Source organism: Flavobacterium sp. T12S277, from assembly GCF_048514875.1.
In the GTDB taxonomy this organism is placed as follows: Bacteria; Bacteroidota; Bacteroidia; order Flavobacteriales; family Flavobacteriaceae; genus Flavobacterium.
Genome location: NZ_JBLYEG010000001.1, coordinates 670,479 through 686,317 on the forward strand (window position 1 = coordinate 670,479; position 15,839 = coordinate 686,317).

General features: G+C 35.9%; 17 protein-coding genes. 10 read left to right on the top strand and 7 right to left on the bottom strand.

Going from position 1 to position 15,839, the window contains the following annotated elements; genetic code table 11:
* Positions 1-57 precede the first annotated feature (57 nt).
* Entirely contained in the window at positions 58-756 is a 699-nt protein-coding gene (locus tag ACN1CN_RS02705) for a LytR/AlgR family response regulator transcription factor (RefSeq protein ID WP_173966876.1), read from the top strand.
* On the opposite strand, the gene priA is transcribed toward ACN1CN_RS02705, so the two are convergent.
* From priA to nadC, 5 genes are all read right to left on the bottom strand, one after another.
* The gene (gene priA / locus ACN1CN_RS02710) at positions 757-3,207 is read right to left on the bottom strand and encodes a replication restart helicase PriA (RefSeq protein ID WP_419134569.1); all 2,451 of its coding nucleotides are present in this window, start codon (positions 3,205-3,207) and stop codon (positions 757-759) included.
* A 79-nt stretch (positions 3,208-3,286) separates the two neighbouring features.
* On the bottom strand, positions 3,287-4,030 hold the full coding sequence (bla-B1-FLAV, locus tag ACN1CN_RS02715) for a subclass B1 metallo-beta-lactamase (RefSeq protein WP_419134570.1): 744 nt from the start codon (positions 4,028-4,030) through the stop codon (positions 3,287-3,289).
* A 20-nt stretch (positions 4,031-4,050) separates the two neighbouring features.
* Positions 4,051-4,482, bottom strand: coding sequence for a DUF2147 domain-containing protein (locus ACN1CN_RS02720; RefSeq protein ID WP_264523629.1), 432 nt, complete (start codon positions 4,480-4,482; stop codon positions 4,051-4,053).
* A 5-nt stretch (positions 4,483-4,487) separates the two neighbouring features.
* Positions 4,488-5,405 (bottom strand): YihY/virulence factor BrkB family protein, encoded by a 918-nt coding sequence (locus ACN1CN_RS02725; RefSeq protein WP_419134571.1) that lies wholly within the window; start codon positions 5,403-5,405, stop codon positions 4,488-4,490.
* A gap of 85 nt (positions 5,406-5,490) precedes the next feature.
* Positions 5,491-6,348 (bottom strand): carboxylating nicotinate-nucleotide diphosphorylase, encoded by an 858-nt coding sequence (gene nadC / locus ACN1CN_RS02730; protein WP_419134572.1) that lies wholly within the window; start codon positions 6,346-6,348, stop codon positions 5,491-5,493.
* A 193-nt stretch (positions 6,349-6,541) separates the two neighbouring features.
* On the opposite strand from nadC, the gene ACN1CN_RS02735 reads away from it, so the two are divergent.
* From ACN1CN_RS02735 to rlmH, 7 genes are all read left to right on the top strand, one after another.
* Positions 6,542-7,642, top strand: coding sequence for a DNA alkylation repair protein (locus ACN1CN_RS02735; RefSeq protein ID WP_419134573.1), 1,101 nt, complete (start codon positions 6,542-6,544; stop codon positions 7,640-7,642).
* A 268-nt stretch (positions 7,643-7,910) separates the two neighbouring features.
* Complete coding sequence (locus ACN1CN_RS02740; protein WP_419134574.1) at positions 7,911-8,792, top strand: pirin family protein; 882 nt, start codon at positions 7,911-7,913, stop codon at positions 8,790-8,792.
* 2 nt (positions 8,793-8,794) lie between these two features.
* Entirely contained in the window at positions 8,795-9,190 is a 396-nt protein-coding gene (locus tag ACN1CN_RS02745; RefSeq protein ID WP_264523623.1) for an OsmC family protein, read from the top strand.
* Between the two features lie 6 nt (positions 9,191-9,196).
* Positions 9,197-9,481 carry a GNAT family N-acetyltransferase gene (locus ACN1CN_RS02750; protein ID WP_419134575.1) on the top strand — a complete coding sequence of 95 codons (285 nt, stop codon included), beginning with the start codon at positions 9,197-9,199 and terminating at the stop codon, positions 9,479-9,481.
* 211 nt (positions 9,482-9,692) lie between these two features.
* Positions 9,693-11,108, top strand: coding sequence for an adenosine deaminase (locus tag ACN1CN_RS02755; protein ID WP_419134576.1), 1,416 nt, complete (start codon positions 9,693-9,695; stop codon positions 11,106-11,108).
* 20 nt (positions 11,109-11,128) lie between these two features.
* Positions 11,129-11,443 carry an antibiotic biosynthesis monooxygenase family protein gene (locus ACN1CN_RS02760; protein ID WP_419134577.1) on the top strand — a complete coding sequence of 105 codons (315 nt, stop codon included), beginning with the start codon at positions 11,129-11,131 and terminating at the stop codon, positions 11,441-11,443.
* Between the two features lie 71 nt (positions 11,444-11,514).
* A complete protein-coding gene (rlmH, locus tag ACN1CN_RS02765; protein ID WP_026982293.1) occupies positions 11,515-11,988 on the top strand; it encodes a 23S rRNA (pseudouridine(1915)-N(3))-methyltransferase RlmH in 474 nt (157 codons plus the stop codon).
* 81 nt (positions 11,989-12,069) lie between these two features.
* Here the strand turns inward: rlmH and ACN1CN_RS02770 are convergent, their stop codons facing one another.
* The gene (locus ACN1CN_RS02770) at positions 12,070-12,717 is read right to left on the bottom strand and encodes a hypothetical protein (protein ID WP_419134578.1); all 648 of its coding nucleotides are present in this window, start codon (positions 12,715-12,717) and stop codon (positions 12,070-12,072) included.
* Positions 12,718-12,903: 186 nt separating this feature from the next.
* Positions 12,904-13,728, bottom strand: a complete 825-nt coding sequence (folP, locus tag ACN1CN_RS02775) for a dihydropteroate synthase (RefSeq protein WP_419134579.1) — start codon at positions 13,726-13,728, stop codon at positions 12,904-12,906.
* Positions 13,729-14,101: 373 nt separating this feature from the next.
* Between folP and ACN1CN_RS02780 the strand changes: the two genes are divergently transcribed.
* A complete protein-coding gene (locus tag ACN1CN_RS02780) occupies positions 14,102-14,644 on the top strand; it encodes a DUF1599 domain-containing protein (protein ID WP_264523616.1) in 543 nt (180 codons plus the stop codon).
* Between the two features lie 91 nt (positions 14,645-14,735).
* Positions 14,736-15,836, top strand: coding sequence for a BT_3928 family protein (locus tag ACN1CN_RS02785; protein WP_419134580.1), 1,101 nt, complete (start codon positions 14,736-14,738; stop codon positions 15,834-15,836).
* Positions 15,837-15,839: the final 3 nt, after the last annotated feature.

The following is a 15,839-nucleotide window of genomic DNA, read 5'->3' on the forward strand; positions in this document are numbered from 1 at the left end:
TTAAAAAAATAATACATTTACTATTGCTATCCTGAATTTATTCTAAATTTTAATGTTATGAAACTAAACTGTGTTGTTGTAGATGATAGTTCTATACAAAGGACCATTATTGCAAAATTAGTTAATAATCACCCAGGTTTGCATTTAATCGGGGATTTTTCTAATGCAATAGAGGCAAAAAGCTGTATCTCTCTAAATAATATCGATTTAATATTTCTTGATATAGAAATGCCCGTTATTAATGGGTTTGATTTTCTTGACGGGCTAAAATCTAAGCCACAAATTATATTCATTACTTCTAAAGCAGAATATGCTTTAAAAGCATTTGACTATGATGCTACGGATTACCTTCAGAAACCTATTGCCGTAGATCGTTTTAATGCTTCTGTAAAAAGAGCCATTGATATGCATTTGCTAAAAAAAGATATCAAAGAAGAAGAGGGCGAACACATATTCATTAAAAGCAATCTTAAAAAACTCAAAATATTTACAGCAAAAATCAAATGGATAGAAGCTTTTGGTGATTATGTAAGAGTGGTTACCGAAGACGATAGCAACCTGGTACTTTCGACCATGAAATCTTTTGAAAATGATCTTTCAAAAGAAAAATTCATTCGCGTACACAAGTCCTATATTATTAACATCGATAAAGTAGAACGCTTTAACAGTAAATTTGCCGAGATCGGTATTACCAAAATTCCGCTTAGCCGAAACAAAAAAGAAGATTTAGTAAAAGCATTATCAACGTCGTCTTAATTAATAAAAGTCAACGTTTGCAACAACCTTTATAGCTCTGTACTGAGCCACAGCTTCAAAACTATTCAGCATTTTCTGAATAGTTTTTTTCGTATTGACCAAATGCAGGTTCTGCGGTATCTTGATCAGAATGGTTCTGATATACTCATTCCTGATTCTGCTGATAGCAGGCTCTTCAGGCCCCAATACCGGCATATTTAAATTCTGACTCAAAACCTGATACAACCACATCGATCCTTCCTTTAATTTATCGAAATCACGATGCTTTAAAGTCAGTTTTATAATTCTGAAATAAGGCGGGTATTTGTAAATCTGACGATCATACAATTGCTCCTTATACATACCTATATAATTATGGTTGGTAACCTGCTGAATCGTATTGTGATTTGGGTTGTAGGTTTGAATGACAACTTTTCCTTGTTTTTCTGATCTTCCGGCTCTTCCCGCAACCTGTGTCATCATTTGATAACTGCGTTCAAAAGCTCTAAAATCAGGATGATGCAACATATTATCGGCATTCATGATCCCCACCAGGCTCACATTATCAAAATCCAGTCCTTTGGCCAGCATTTGTGTTCCAACCAAAATATCGATTTCACGATTTTTAAACGAGTCTATTATTTTTTCAAAACCATACTTGCCGCGGGTTGTATCCTGATCCATTCGGCCCGTTTTAGCTTTAGGAAAAAGAGTAAGCAACTCCTGCTCAATTTGCTCCGTACCGAATCCTTTAGTGGTCAGATCAATACTGGAACAGCTGTGACAATGCGTTGGTTTAGCAATCGAATACCCACAGTAATGACAACGCAGCTGATTTTTATGTTTGTGAAAGGTCAGACTTACATCGCACTGCTGGCAATGCGGTACATGACCACAGGTCATACATTCTATTACAGGCGAATACCCACGTCTATTCTGAAACAAAATTATTTGTTCTCCCAAAGACAAGGCCTCGGCGATTTCTTCAATCAAAAGATCGCTAAAATGCCCCGTCATTCTTTTTCTGAAATGCTTGTCTTTCAAATCTACCAGAACAATTTCCGGCATTCGAACATTATTGTAGCGTTCCGTAAGTGACACCAGACCGTACTTATCTGCCTGTGCATTAAAATAGGTTTCAATACTTGGTGTTGCCGAACCTAACAATACTTTTGCCTTATGAAAGTTAGCCAGAACAATTGCGGCATCTCTGGCATGGTAACGCGGTGCAGGATCTGTTTGCTTAAAAGTTTGTTCGTGCTCTTCGTCTACGATTAGTAAACCTAAATTATCAAAAGGCAAAAACAATGCAGACCTTGCCCCTATTATTATTTGGGCTTTCTCTGAATTTTCAAGTGTTTGTTTCCAAACCTCTACTCTTTCGTTGTTACTGTATTTAGAGTGAAAAACCGCTACTTTATCTCCAAAATAAAGTCTTAATCTGGAAACCAATTGTGTGGTTAAAGCAATTTCCGGCAGCAGATACAAAACCTGTCTTCCGGTTGCCAGATGCTCTTCGATCAGCTTGATATAAATCTCTGTTTTTCCGCTTGAAGTAACCCCATGAAGCAGGCAGACTTCTTTTTCTAAAAGATTCTCTTTGATCGATGTAAAAGCTTTTTCCTGCGCTTCACTTAATAGCAATTGCTGATCTGTTGTTTGTCCTGTAAACAAAACTCTGTCTTGCTGCAAAAGATATTCTTCAAAAATTTCTTTATCAATCAGTGCTTTAACTACGGCCGAACTTGAGTTTGAAACCTCAACCAGTTTTTTTACGGTAATCGGCTTTTTCTCAGACGCCATAATCTGAAAATAAGACAGTACGATTTCCTTTTGTTTGTTGGCATTTTTCAAGACTTCCAACAATTCTCCCAAACCATTATCCGATTCGTATTGGGCATGTAATTTCACATAACGAACCAGTTTTGGTTTGTATCCCTCTTTGATTTCTTCTTCTAAAACAATAATATTTCTGGCAATCATTTTTTGAAGAACAGGAAGAATGTTTTTCTTATTTAACATCGAAATAATCTCCTGAACCTTTAAAGAACTTTGTTGCTGCAGGGCTTCATAAACCAAAAACTCATCATCGGTAAGCTCGTCCTGATCGACTACTGCATCCACTTTATACGAAATAATAGTTTCACTCTCCAACAACAACCCACTAGGGAAAGCGCCACGATACACGTCTCCGATAGCGCACATATAATAATTTGCCACCCAAAGCCAGTGTTTTATCTGAACTTCGGTTGCGATAGGTTTTTCGTCTAATATCTGATGTATTTCTTTGGCTTCATACAAACCCGGTTCGTTTTGATGCAGATCAATCACCATTGCTGTATAAATTTTACTTTTACCAAATAGCACTGCAACCCGCATTCCCTTTTTTATAAAATGAAATTCAGCCTCAGAAACACGATACGTAAAAGTTTTAGCCAGCGAAAGCGGCAAAACGACTTCAACAAAAAACATGTAAATATTTTATAGAATTTATAAATGAAGATTTAGTCTTAAAACCAAATCCAAACAACAATTGCTCTTTAGTACAAAATTACTTAACTGTGGCCTTTGCCCCGTTGTATTCCTTCACCAGTTTAAGTGTATGCTTTAAAGAGCTCAAATCTGTCCAGTCGTCATGACCTGTAATAATGTACTTTGGATTTTTAAATTTCGATTGCGCTCTCAAAATAGATTTCTGCCACTCTTTCACATCTGCATCTCCAAGGTAGCCTAAATCTTTAGCTTCAACACTTTTAATAAAACAACCTCCGTAAAGCACTTTTTCTTTGTTAAACCAAACCACAATGTTATCAGAAGCATGGCCTTTTCCGGGATAATAAACCTCAAAAGTATATTTGTCTACTGTAAAAAGTGTATCGTTTGGAATGACAAACTCAGCTCTTCCTTCCTTGTTTTTCTCCAAAATTTCATCTGTTAGTTTTATCGTATAGGTTTTGATTCCTTTTTTACGGTAAAACTCCAAACCTCCCGCCCTGTCTTCATGTGAATGCGTAGCAAAACACATTATCACCTCTTTATTGTGCTTTGTTTTAATACTGTCCAGCAAAGGCTGAAATTGTGTTTTATCCCAGGGAGCATCAAACAACACAACTCCCTTAGCGGTAACCAGATACATGGCATTTGCCGAAATTTTTGTTCCTTTATATTCATGAAACGTCCTATAAACATAAAAGTCACCTGTAAGATGACTTATTTGTAATGGCGAGTTCTTAGATTGTGCATAACTATTGGTTAGCTGTGCCAGAAATAAAACGATCAATGCTAATTTTCGCATTTTATTTTTTTTTTATAAAATTAATTCTTCACTCTACTCCAGTATTGTGTTCTTCCCATTAGAGAAATACCAACATAACCACGAAGTTTAAGTTTATCTGCAGATTCTAATGCAATATAACATTTGTATTTTTTTCCGTTTGTTGGATCTAAGATTGTTCCTCCACTATATTCAGAACCGTCTTTTTTAAGTCCGTTGATAATGACCATGCCCAAAATTGGTTTGTTTTTATCTGCTCCGTCACATTTAGCACATACGTCTTTTTTGTGATCCGCACGAAGTATCTCTACAATTTTACCGTAAAGTTTTCCGGATTTTTCATAAATCTCTACAACTGATTTTGCTTCACCAGTTTCATCATCAACTGTTTTCCATTTTCCAATTACACCCTGACCTTGAATTGTGCCTAATGTTAGAAAAAAAACACCAATCGTTAACATCCAATTTTTCATATTATTTATTTTTTTTGTTTTAATTTTCTGATAGAGGCATTCAATTCAAATCCCAAAAGCAGAATCATACAGTTTATCCAAATGTAAAACATTAGAATTAATAATGTACCAATCGAACCATAAAGTTCGTTATATTTTGAGAATTTTATAACCCAAATCCCAAAAAAGAATGAAGATATCACAATTAAAATGGTTGTAAAAACAGATCCAATACTTATAAAAGGCACTTTGTTATACTGCTTCGTACCATAACGCAATAATATTGAAGATGTTATCAGAATCATTAAAATAACAAACAAATACCTCCCTAAAATAATCAGCGGAATACGATCACTCAATACATCCTGAATGATTGTTTTTTGGATAAAGACCTCAAAAACAACAATGGTTGCCACCGTTACAAATAAGATGATGGTCATCACAAGCGAAATCGCCAGAGCCACCAAATACTGGCTTAAAAAACCACGTTTGTCAAAAACATGTTTCGAAGACTCAAAACCACTCAATATCCCGTTAATACCATTAGCCATTAAAAATATCGAAAGCAAAAAACCTGACGACAATAACCCGGAATGACTATTGTTTAAAATATCGCTGATAATCTTGCTGATCGCATCGTATGTATTTGGCGGAACTCCCTGTTGCACAAACTGCAAAAAATCCTGCTGAAATCCTTCAATAGGAATAAAAGGGATCAAGTTTAAAATAAATAATGCAAAAGGAAACAGAGCCATAAAAAAGCTGAATGAAACCGCACTCGCATGATACGAAAATGCTCCTTCAATAATACCAATGGTATACATTTCGAGCAAATCATACAACGAAAAGCCTTCCAGCCAGGGCAATTTTATTTGCTTGAAAAAGTGCACTACAGATCGTACAACCGGAATTTTGTCGATCCGGTCTTCTATCTCTTTTGACATGTTTATTTTAGATTTTTAGACATTAGATTATAGATTTATACAAGCTGTGTTTTTCTCTATTCGTGACCTACAACTCATAACTCAATTAAAAAGCCTTCAGACTCAAATCCATGTTGTAAACCGAATGCGTTAAAGCTCCCGACGAGATATAGTTTACACCGCAAAGTCCATATTCACGAATCGTTTTTTCGTTGATATTTCCCGAAGATTCTGTCTGGCATTTTTTACCAATTAATTGTACTGCCGTTTTAGTGTCTTCGTAATTGAAATTATCGATTAGAATTCTGTGAACTCCCTCACTCAAAAGAATCTCACGAATCTCATCTAAATTTCTGGCTTCCACTATAATTTTCAAATCCAGATTATTCTCCATCAAATACTCTTTGGTTTTCTTGATGGCAAGTGTAATTCCTCCTGCAAAATCAATATGATTGTCTTTCAACATGACCATATCGTACAATGCAAAACGATGGTTTTCACCACCTCCGATTTTAACCGCCCATTTTTCGGCAACCCTGAAATTTGGAGTTGTTTTACGGGTATCCAATATTTTAGCTCCGGTTCCTTCCAACAACTGCACATACTGATCTGTTTTGGTAGCAATTGCCGACATACGCTGCATGGTGTTCAGCACCACTCTTTCTGCTTTCAAAATAGACTGGGAACTGCCCGAAACTTCAAAAACCACATCACCATATTCTACATGAGTTCCATCTTCTATAAAAGTTTTTACTTTTAATTTTGGATCTACATATTCAAAAACCATTTTCGCCAAGGCAACACCTGCAATAATCCCCTGATCTTTTACTAACAATTTAGCCTGCCCGTGTGCCGTTTCCGGAATACAAGCCAGTGAACTATAATCGCCCGTGCCTACATCTTCCCGAATTGCATTACTGATTAAAAGTTGTAATTCGGTTTGAAACTGTACTTCGCTAATCATTTTTCTTAAATTTTATGAGATGCTAAAGTAGGACATATTTTGTGGATTTAAAAGCTTCGCTTCGATTTTAAAATTTACAAACGATTAAAAGAGTACGAAAAATTAAGTGTTCCTTCCTAACAAAACTTAATCTCTTAATCGTTCAAAAAATTAAAGAACAATAAATATCTTTGAGGTTCATTCAAACAAAACCATGGGATTAATTAAAGACATATACTCGGTTGCTTTTTACGAAAAATTTGGTCAGGCTGTAGCGCAGGTGCATCCAACATTCAACAAACAAAAATTTATTACCACCATCTATGAAGGTGATTTTAGTCAAAAAGAATGGAAAGACCGCATGAAACACACCACCGTTGTTTTGCATCAGTTTATGCCTCAAAACTTCCCCGAAGCCGTTTCTTTATTGGACAAAATCATTGAAAACCTAAAGAAAAACAGCTTCACGGACAGCAATTTGGCGTTTATTTTCTTTGCAGACTATATCGAAATGTACGGTTTGGATGATTTTAAAACTTCGGCGAAAGCTTTTGTTTCGATCACACAATTTATAAGCTGTGAATTTGCCGTTCGTCCTTTCATTCTAAAATACAAAGAAGAAATGATCGAAGAAATGACCAAATGGTCCCTGCACGAAAACCATCATGTTCGCCGATTGGCCAGCGAAGGCAGCCGCCCAAGGTTACCATGGGCAATGGCAATTCCGTATCTAAAGAAAGACCCTGCCTCTATTCTTCCTATTTTAGAAAATCTAAAAAACGACCCCTCAGAATATGTGCGCCGAAGTGTTGCCAATAACCTCAATGATATTGTAAAAGACAATCCGCAAATCGTCCTTGAAATTGCGCGTAAGTGGAAAGGTCACAGCAAAGAAACGGACGGAATTATCAAACACGGCTGTCGTACTTTACTAAAACAGGGGCATCCTGAAATCCTAAGTCATTATGGCCTGGAAAGTACCAATATTGAACTTTCTTCTTTCGAAATCAAGACTCCTGTTGTAAAAATTGGAGATTATCTGCAGTTTCACTTTTACTTGAGCAATAAAAACCAGGAGCCAAAAACGATTCGTTTAGAGTATGCCGTTCATTATAAAAAAGCAAAAGGACATCTGGCGAAAAAAGTCTTTAAAATCAGTGAGAAGATTTATCCCCCGAATGAAACAACCAAAATAGAGCGCAACCAATCATTCAAAATCATTACCACACGCGTTTTCCATACCGGAATACATCAGTTGTCGATTATTATTAACGGAACAGAAAGCGAAACACTCGATTTTGAATTGATTGAGTAATTTTAAAGGATTCTCCTTTTTTGTCATTCCGAGGAGCTAGAAATCTCCGTAAGCAACTCCGCAACGAAAGTCTAATCTTTGTCGGGCTTCTCGTAGAGATTCCTCGTTCCTCGGAATGACAAATAGCACCGCACTAAAAAAGATGCATTTGAATTATTCCGCATTTTCCTTACTTTTATAAAGAATACCGGAAACAATTTTCTTAATCTAAATTAAGTTACAGATTACAACTACAGCTGTAATTTTGCTTTCAACTAAAACAAAGAACATGTCAAATATCAGTTTAATCATCGAAGAACGCGCTGCCAATATTGGCAACTTTATGGTAGGTCGTTTATTGCCTTTCCGTGAAAAAAGAGCGGTTGGACCATTTGTATTTATCGATCATATGGGGCCTGCACATTTAAATCAGTATCAAAATATGGATGTCCCTCCGCATCCGCATATCGGACTTTCAACTTTGACATTTTTATTTGAAGGAAGCATTATGCACCGTGACAGTCTGGGTACCGAACTGGAAATAAAACCGGGAGCTGTAAACTGGATGACCGCAGGAAAAGGAATTGTTCATTCAGAGCGAACTCCCGAGTATTTAAGACATTCTGATAAGATGCTTCACGGCCTGCAAATTTGGGTTGCATTACCTAAAGAGCTGGAACAAATGGATCCGAATTTTACACATGTAGAAGCCAGTGATATTCCGAGTTGGGAACAAGACGGTGTTTCGTATAAATTAATTGCAGGAGAAGCATTTGGCAAAAAGTCACCGGTTCCGGTTTATAGTTCGCTTTATTTTATTGAGATTAAAAGCACGGAAGCCCGAAAAATTAACATTGGAAAAGATTTATTCGGTGAAAGTGGTTTGTACATTCTTGAAGGAAGCATCAAAAGCGGTGAACATGTTTATGATCCGAAACAAATTCTAATCACCAACGACAGTACGTTATGTGAATTTGAAATCGCCGAAAACACTACGGTTTATATTTTTGGAGGACAGCCCTTTCCTGAAGAACATTTCATCTTCTGGAACTTTGTTTCCTCGGACAAAAACCTGATCGAAAAAGCCAAAAAAGACTGGACCGAACAGACTTTCCCTAAAGTTCCGGGCGAAACGGATTTTGTTCCTTTACCTGACCCTAAAATGCGATAATTATGAATACACTATCAGCACAAATCGATACCCGTTTGTATCGCACGGAAATAACATCCGCCAGTGGAAATATTGTAATTGCCGACGAACCTCAGGAAATGGGAGGCAAAAACTTAGGATTCAGCCCGTCAGAACTGCTGGCTTCCTCTTTAGCTTCCTGTACTTTGATCACGCTTCGTATGTATATCAACCGCAAGCAATGGGAGGTTACAGAAATCAATATCAAAGTTGATTTTGAAAGGGATCTGGATCAAAAAGTTTCCTTATTTACCCGAAAAATCGAAATCATCGGCGAGGTAGATGACAAGCAAAGACAACGTCTTGAAACGATAGCCAACAGCTGTCCGATACATAAAACACTAACAAATTCAATAGAAATTAAAACCACACTAATATAACATATCATGGAAATTCAACAAATAAACGATACAAGAAGAGGCTATTTTGAAGCTGTAGAAGACGGAAAACAAGCCGGAAAAATGACTTATACCTGGGCAGGCGATTCTAAATTTATCATCGACCACACTGAAGTAAGTGAAGATTTTAACGGAAGAGGTGTCGGCAAAAAACTGGTAATGGCTGCTGTAGAATATGCCCGAACCAATAACCTGAAAATTATCCCGCTTTGTCCTTTTGCAAAAAGCGTTTTTGATAAGGTTGCCGAAATTCATGATGTACTTTTTTCTTAACACTACTAAGCTTTTTTTAACCGCAAAGCACACAAAGAATTACGCAAAGTTCGCAAACACTTTTTAGGTAAAGCGTTACGAACTTTGCGTTTATATAAAATTAGCACATAACAAAACCTTGCGCTCTTTGCGGTAAAAAAACAACACAACGAGATCAATTTTTAAATCTCGGTAGAAACTTGTATATTTGCATGTAATTTAAACTTAGAGTATGACAAGGATAATTACACTTTTCTGTATTTTAGTAGTACAAATCGGCTTTTCTCAAACAGCTGACAGTTATTTAGAAAAAATAAGAAATAACGAAGCTCTCTCCACAGCTTTCTTTCAACAAATGCCAAAAGGCGGTGATTTACACCACCATTTTTCAGGATCGATTTATGCAGAACCTCTTTTAGAAAGAGCAATTTCAGAAGATTTTTATTTGAATTTAGAAACGATGGAAGTTTCTAAAACAAAACCAGAAAAAGGAAACTGGCAGACTTTCTCTTCTTTAAAAAAGGATGGCAAACTAGATTATTACCAACAACAGGTTATGCAAACCTGGTCTGCAAAAGATTATAATGGTACTGTACCTTCTGATGATTTGTTTTTTGATTCTTTTCAAAAATTCGAACCTACTATTAAAGGCCATTTTGCCGAAGGAATACTAGAATTAAAAAAACGCGCGCTTTCAGAAAATGTGAGTTATATTGAAACACAATTATCAACGATTCCGTGTGATATGAATGTTTCTGATCTGACTGATTTTAATAGCAAATTACGTCAGGCAGCCGCTCAGAAAGACGAAAAAGCGACACTCAAACTTTTAGATGAACTGTACAAATTGCTTCAACAAAAAGAGGCTAAGAAGTATGCCGTAGATTTCAACACTAATTTTATTGCTAAACTGCATAAAGACCTTAAAATTGACAATGAGCGTTTTACGATGCGCTATCAGAATTTTGTGCTGCGTTTTATGGATCCTGTCGATTTATTTAAAAATTTAAGTATCGCCTTTATCTCTGCCAACGACAGCAAACTCGTTGCGGGCGTAAACATTGTTTCACCGGAACATGGCGAAAACTCGATGAAAGACTATTGGTTGCATATGGTGATGTTTAAATACTGTCATTCTAAGTTTCCTGATGTAAAATATACGCTTCACGCAGGTGAACTGACTTTAGGATTGGTTCAGCCAGAAGAATTAACCTGGCATATTAATGACGCCATTCATATTGCGGGTGCTAATAGAATTGGACATGGAGTGGATATCGCTTATGAAGCCAACTCTTATGATTTATTGCGCTATATGGCAAACAAAAATATTCCGATTGAAATCAATCTGGCCAGTAACGAATTTATTCTGAAAGTGAAAGAAAACCGACACCCTTTTACACTTTACAAAGAATTTAATGTCCCAATCGTAATCAGTACGGATGATGCGGGAATTCTAAGAACAAATATGACGGAGCAATATGTTTTATTAGCCAAAAGATACAAGGACGTTTCCTATGCCACTATAAAACAATATGTTTACAACAGCATCAATTACAGTTTTATTCAGGATGAATCTGTTAAAAAACAATTATTGAAAGATCTGGATGCAAGGTTTAAAACTTTTGAAGATAAATTTTCTAAAAACTAAATTGCTGCAAGCTGTAAAGTATGATTCTGGAAGCCGCTTTTCTTTATGTAAAACCAAATCTGGCAACTCAATTTGAAATCGATTTTGCAAAAGCGAGTCAGTACATTTCATCAATTGAGGGTTATCTGGGACATCGCTTAGAGAAATGTCTTGAAGTCGAAAACAAATATCTTTTGCTGGTCGACTGGAATACGCTCGAAGATCATACCGTAGGTTTCAGAACTTCTGAGGCCTACTTAGAATGGAAAAAAATCCTACATCATTATTATGAACCGTTTCCAGTAGTAGAACATTTTGAAACGGTTTTTGAGAATAAAAAACAAGCGCACAGGTAAACGGTTTATGCGGATTTCTTTATTTAAAAATTCGGGGGAATTCGTGCAATTCGTGGCAAAAAAACAAACAAATGAATATCAAACTTATCGCCATAGGCAAAACAGATAACAAATCGCTTCAAACTTTGATTGACGATTATACCAAACGTTTGTCGTTTTACATCAAATTTGATTTGGAGATTATACCAGATATCAAAAATGTCAAGAATTTATCTGAAAGTCAGCAAAAAGAGAAAGAAGGCGAATTGATTCTGTCTAAACTTTCCCCAACTGACCAGCTTATTTTATTGGATGAAAATGGAAAAAACTTTTCAAGCGTTGGTTTTTCTGAAGAGTTGCAAAAGAAAATGAACTCCGGAATCAAAACCTTAGTTTTTGTCATTGGCGGTCCTTACGGATTTTCGGATACCGTTTACAGCAAAGCACAAGGAAAAATATCGCTTTCGCTAATGACGTTCTCCCACCAAATGGTACGTTTGTTTTTTATAGAACAACTGTATAGAGGATTTACTATTTTAAGAAACGAACCTTATCACCATCAATAATTGTTAATGGTTAATTGTTGATTGTTGATGGTTTGTTGTTGATGGTTACTTGCTACACTGCTTACAGCCTAAAGCCTATTGCTAAAACACAAACTCTTCTTCCTGGTTTATAAAAACAAACGGGATCTTTTTATCGACTATAGTTTTTACCAGGATTTTACATTGAACATAAGCCCCAAAAGTCATGTTTTTATCATACGAAAATTTGATTTCCGCTTTCGGATTGATTACCAAACTATCTAAAAATGGCTTTAGATTCTTTTTCGGAAAATCATATGTTTTTCTTCCGCTGTATCTTATCATTCCATTCTTCTTAAAATACAATTGACTTCTGTTGTTGGCAATTTCCATTTTGTAATACACTTTCGTGAAAGGCAAAAAAGCAAGATTCTTCCCTATAGAATCTGCGTAGGAATAATAATTCTCCGCGTTTTCGTTTTTATGAGCACTGTCGGCTCGCTTTTTCTCCTGCAATTTCATTACTTCGGAAATTACCAATTTTAAAGGCAGACGTTTGTCAATATTGAAAATCCAATTGGTCGAAATAATACTGTTTTTTCGGTTTACATCGGCAATGGTATCTTTTCCCTGAGTTTTAAAGAAAATGTAAACGGGTGAAAGGTCTTGTACGTCTTTCACAATCGTAACATTGGATTTTGGAAGCAAAACGTCTTCTTTTTTACCACAAGAGAAAAGTAGGAAAGCAATAATCAGCGTAAAGTATTTCATAAACTTTTTTATTTTTTTTTATACATCGCAATAATCGACAATATTGTCTTTCGACGAAGGAGAAATCACACAAAGTTGTCATTCCGAGGAACGAGGAATCACAGTTGCTGAATCGACAAAGATTGACTTTTCTTTGCGGAGTTTCTTGCGGTGATTCCTCGTTCCTCGGAATGACAAAGCTGTCGTTTAAATAGGCAATTTGCTAAACAACGTCACGCATTCAACCGCTTCTTTTACATCGTGAACACGCAGTATTTTAGCTCCTTTTGTCAAAGCAATTGTATTCAAAACTGTTGTTCCGTTTAACGCTTCGGACGCTGTGTTATTTAATGTTTTATAAATCATCGATTTTCTCGAAACACCCGCCAAAACAGGCAATTCCAATAGATTAAAAAGTTCCGCTTTTTGCAAAACTTCAAAATTCTGCTCGGTTGTTTTGGCAAATCCGAAACCCGGATCTAAGATTAAATCATTGATTCCAAGGCTTCTTGCTTTTTTAACTTTCTCTGAGAAGTAAAAAAGCATTTCTTTTACAATATCGTCATACTGTGTAAGACTTTGCATCGTTTGCGGGTTTCCGCGCATGTGCATCATGATGTAGGGCACGTTGTAGTGCGCAATCACCTCAAACATTTTATCGTCCAACTCGCCTGCTGCAATGTCGTTTATAATGGCAGCACCGCTTTCGATACTCGCTTTGGCAACGGCAGCTCTAAAAGTATCAATTGACAATAAGGTTTCCGGAAAGTGTTTTAAAATCAACTCGATGGCTGGAACAATTCGGTCTATTTCTTCCTGTTCCGTCACAAACTCAGCACTTGGTTTACTCGAATAGGCGCCAATATCAATAAAGGAAGCCCCTTCTGAAAGCATTTTACCAACCTGTCTGACGATTTCCTCTTCATTTTTATACTTTCCCCCATCAAAAAAAGAATTGGGCGTCACATTCAAAATCCCCATTACTTTAGGAATCGACAAATCGATAAGCTGGCCTTTGCAATTAATTGTCATTTGTTGTTGTTTTTTTGTTTCAAGTTTCAGGTTTGAAGTTTCAAATTCTGGAACACACACAATCTGTGTCAACTTGAAACCTAAAACCTGAAACTTTTTATATCCTTTTCAAGCTCCAGAATGCACAAAATCTGCGTCAACTTGAAACCTGAAACTTGAAACTTTTTATACTCCTTTCAGGTTCTGAAATGCACACCATCTGCCTCAACTTGAAACTTGAAACCTGAAACTTTTTACATTCTTTTCCACTTTCAGGTTATTGGCATTAACACTTTGTTTAGAAAAAACTTGAAACAAAGAAAACCTGAAACTTGAAACTCTTAAAAAATTATCCTTATTTTTGAAGAAATTTTTAGCAAATATACAGCAATAAATGAAGAATACTTCCCTTGAATTTGATAATGTAATTACGGTTTGCCGTACTTTGTTTATTAACAAAATGAAAGATTATGGCAGTGCATGGCGTATTTTAAGATTGCCATCTTTAACCGATCAGATATTCATAAAAGCACAAAGAATTAGAAGCTTACAGGAAAATGAAGTCCGTAAAGTAGACGAAGACGAAAAAGGAGAATTCATCGGAATCATCAATTATTCGATCATGGCACTTATTCAGTTGGAGCTTGGAGTTGTGGAGCAACCCGATTTAGATGTTGAAAAAGCAACCGAATTGTATGATGCTAAAGTCAAACAAACCAAGGAGTTAATGGAAGCTAAAAATCATGATTACGGCGAAGCGTGGCGTGACATGCGTGTAAGTTCTCTTACCGATTTAATTCTGCAAAAAATACTTCGTGTCAAACAAATCGAAGACAATAAAGGCAAAACACTGGTTTCTGAAGGCATTGATGCCAATTATCAAGACATGATTAATTATTCTGTTTTTGCTTTAATCTTAAATCCTATCACTAAATAAAATTCCAATTTTAAAAATCCCAAATCCCAAAATTTTATTGAAAAGTTGGAATTTGGAATTTTAGTTTTGGAATTTTAAAATCATTATTTTTATGAAAAACATCATTACTCAATTTTCCAGATTATTTGTCGGTGTACTATTTATTATTTCCGGATTAATTAAACTAAACGACCCTGTTGGTTTCTCCTATAAATTGGCCGAGTATTTTAGCGAGCCGGTTTTTAATATGCCTTTCCTTGAGCCATTGGCTTTAGGATTAGCCATCTTTTTGGTAATTCTTGAAGTAGTTTTGGGTGTTATGTTGTTGGTAGGATACAAGTCAAAACTCACGATTTGGGCTTTGTTATTGTTAATCGTTTTCTTCACTTTCCTTACCTTCTACTCTGCTTATTTTGACGTTGTTAAAGACTGTGGATGTTTTGGAGATGCCTTACACTTAACGCCTTGGCAATCGTTCACAAAAGATATTGTTTTACTTTTCTTTATTCTGATACTGTTTATCAATAAAAAACTGGTAAAACCTTTATTTTCAAAATTTGTTACCAATATCCTCACTTTGATTAGCATTATTTTGTGTGTTATTATGGCCGTTTGGGTACTCAACCACAATCCTATCAAAGATTTCCGTCCGTACAAAGTAGGAAGTAATATCGAGAAGGGAATGGAAATTCCTGAAGGTGCTCCAAAATCGGTTGTTGAAATGATTTTCATCTACAAAGTAAATGGTGTTGATAAGGAATTTACTGAAAAAGACCTGATGAACATTCCGGAAGGCGCTACGTTTGTAGACCGAAAAGACAAAGTAATTACAGAAGGTTATGTACCGCCAATTCATGATTTCACCATGACAAAAGACGATTCTGACTACAAAGAAGAATTGCTAAAAGAACCTAAATTACTGGTATTTGTAACCTACGATTTAAAACTTTCTAATCCTGAAGGAATGAAAAAACTGGAAGGTTTAAACAAAGAAGCTAAAACAAAAGGCTACAAAGTAATTGCTATGACGGCTTCTGGCCCTGATGAAATTGCAAAAACCAAAAAACAATACGGTTTAGATGTTGATTTCTATTTCTGTGATGCCACTACGCTAAAAACAATCGAAAGAGCCAATCCAAGTATTGTTGTACTGCAAAAAGGAACTGTAGTTCAAAAAGTACACTATAATGATACTGCCGATTTAAAACTATAAAAC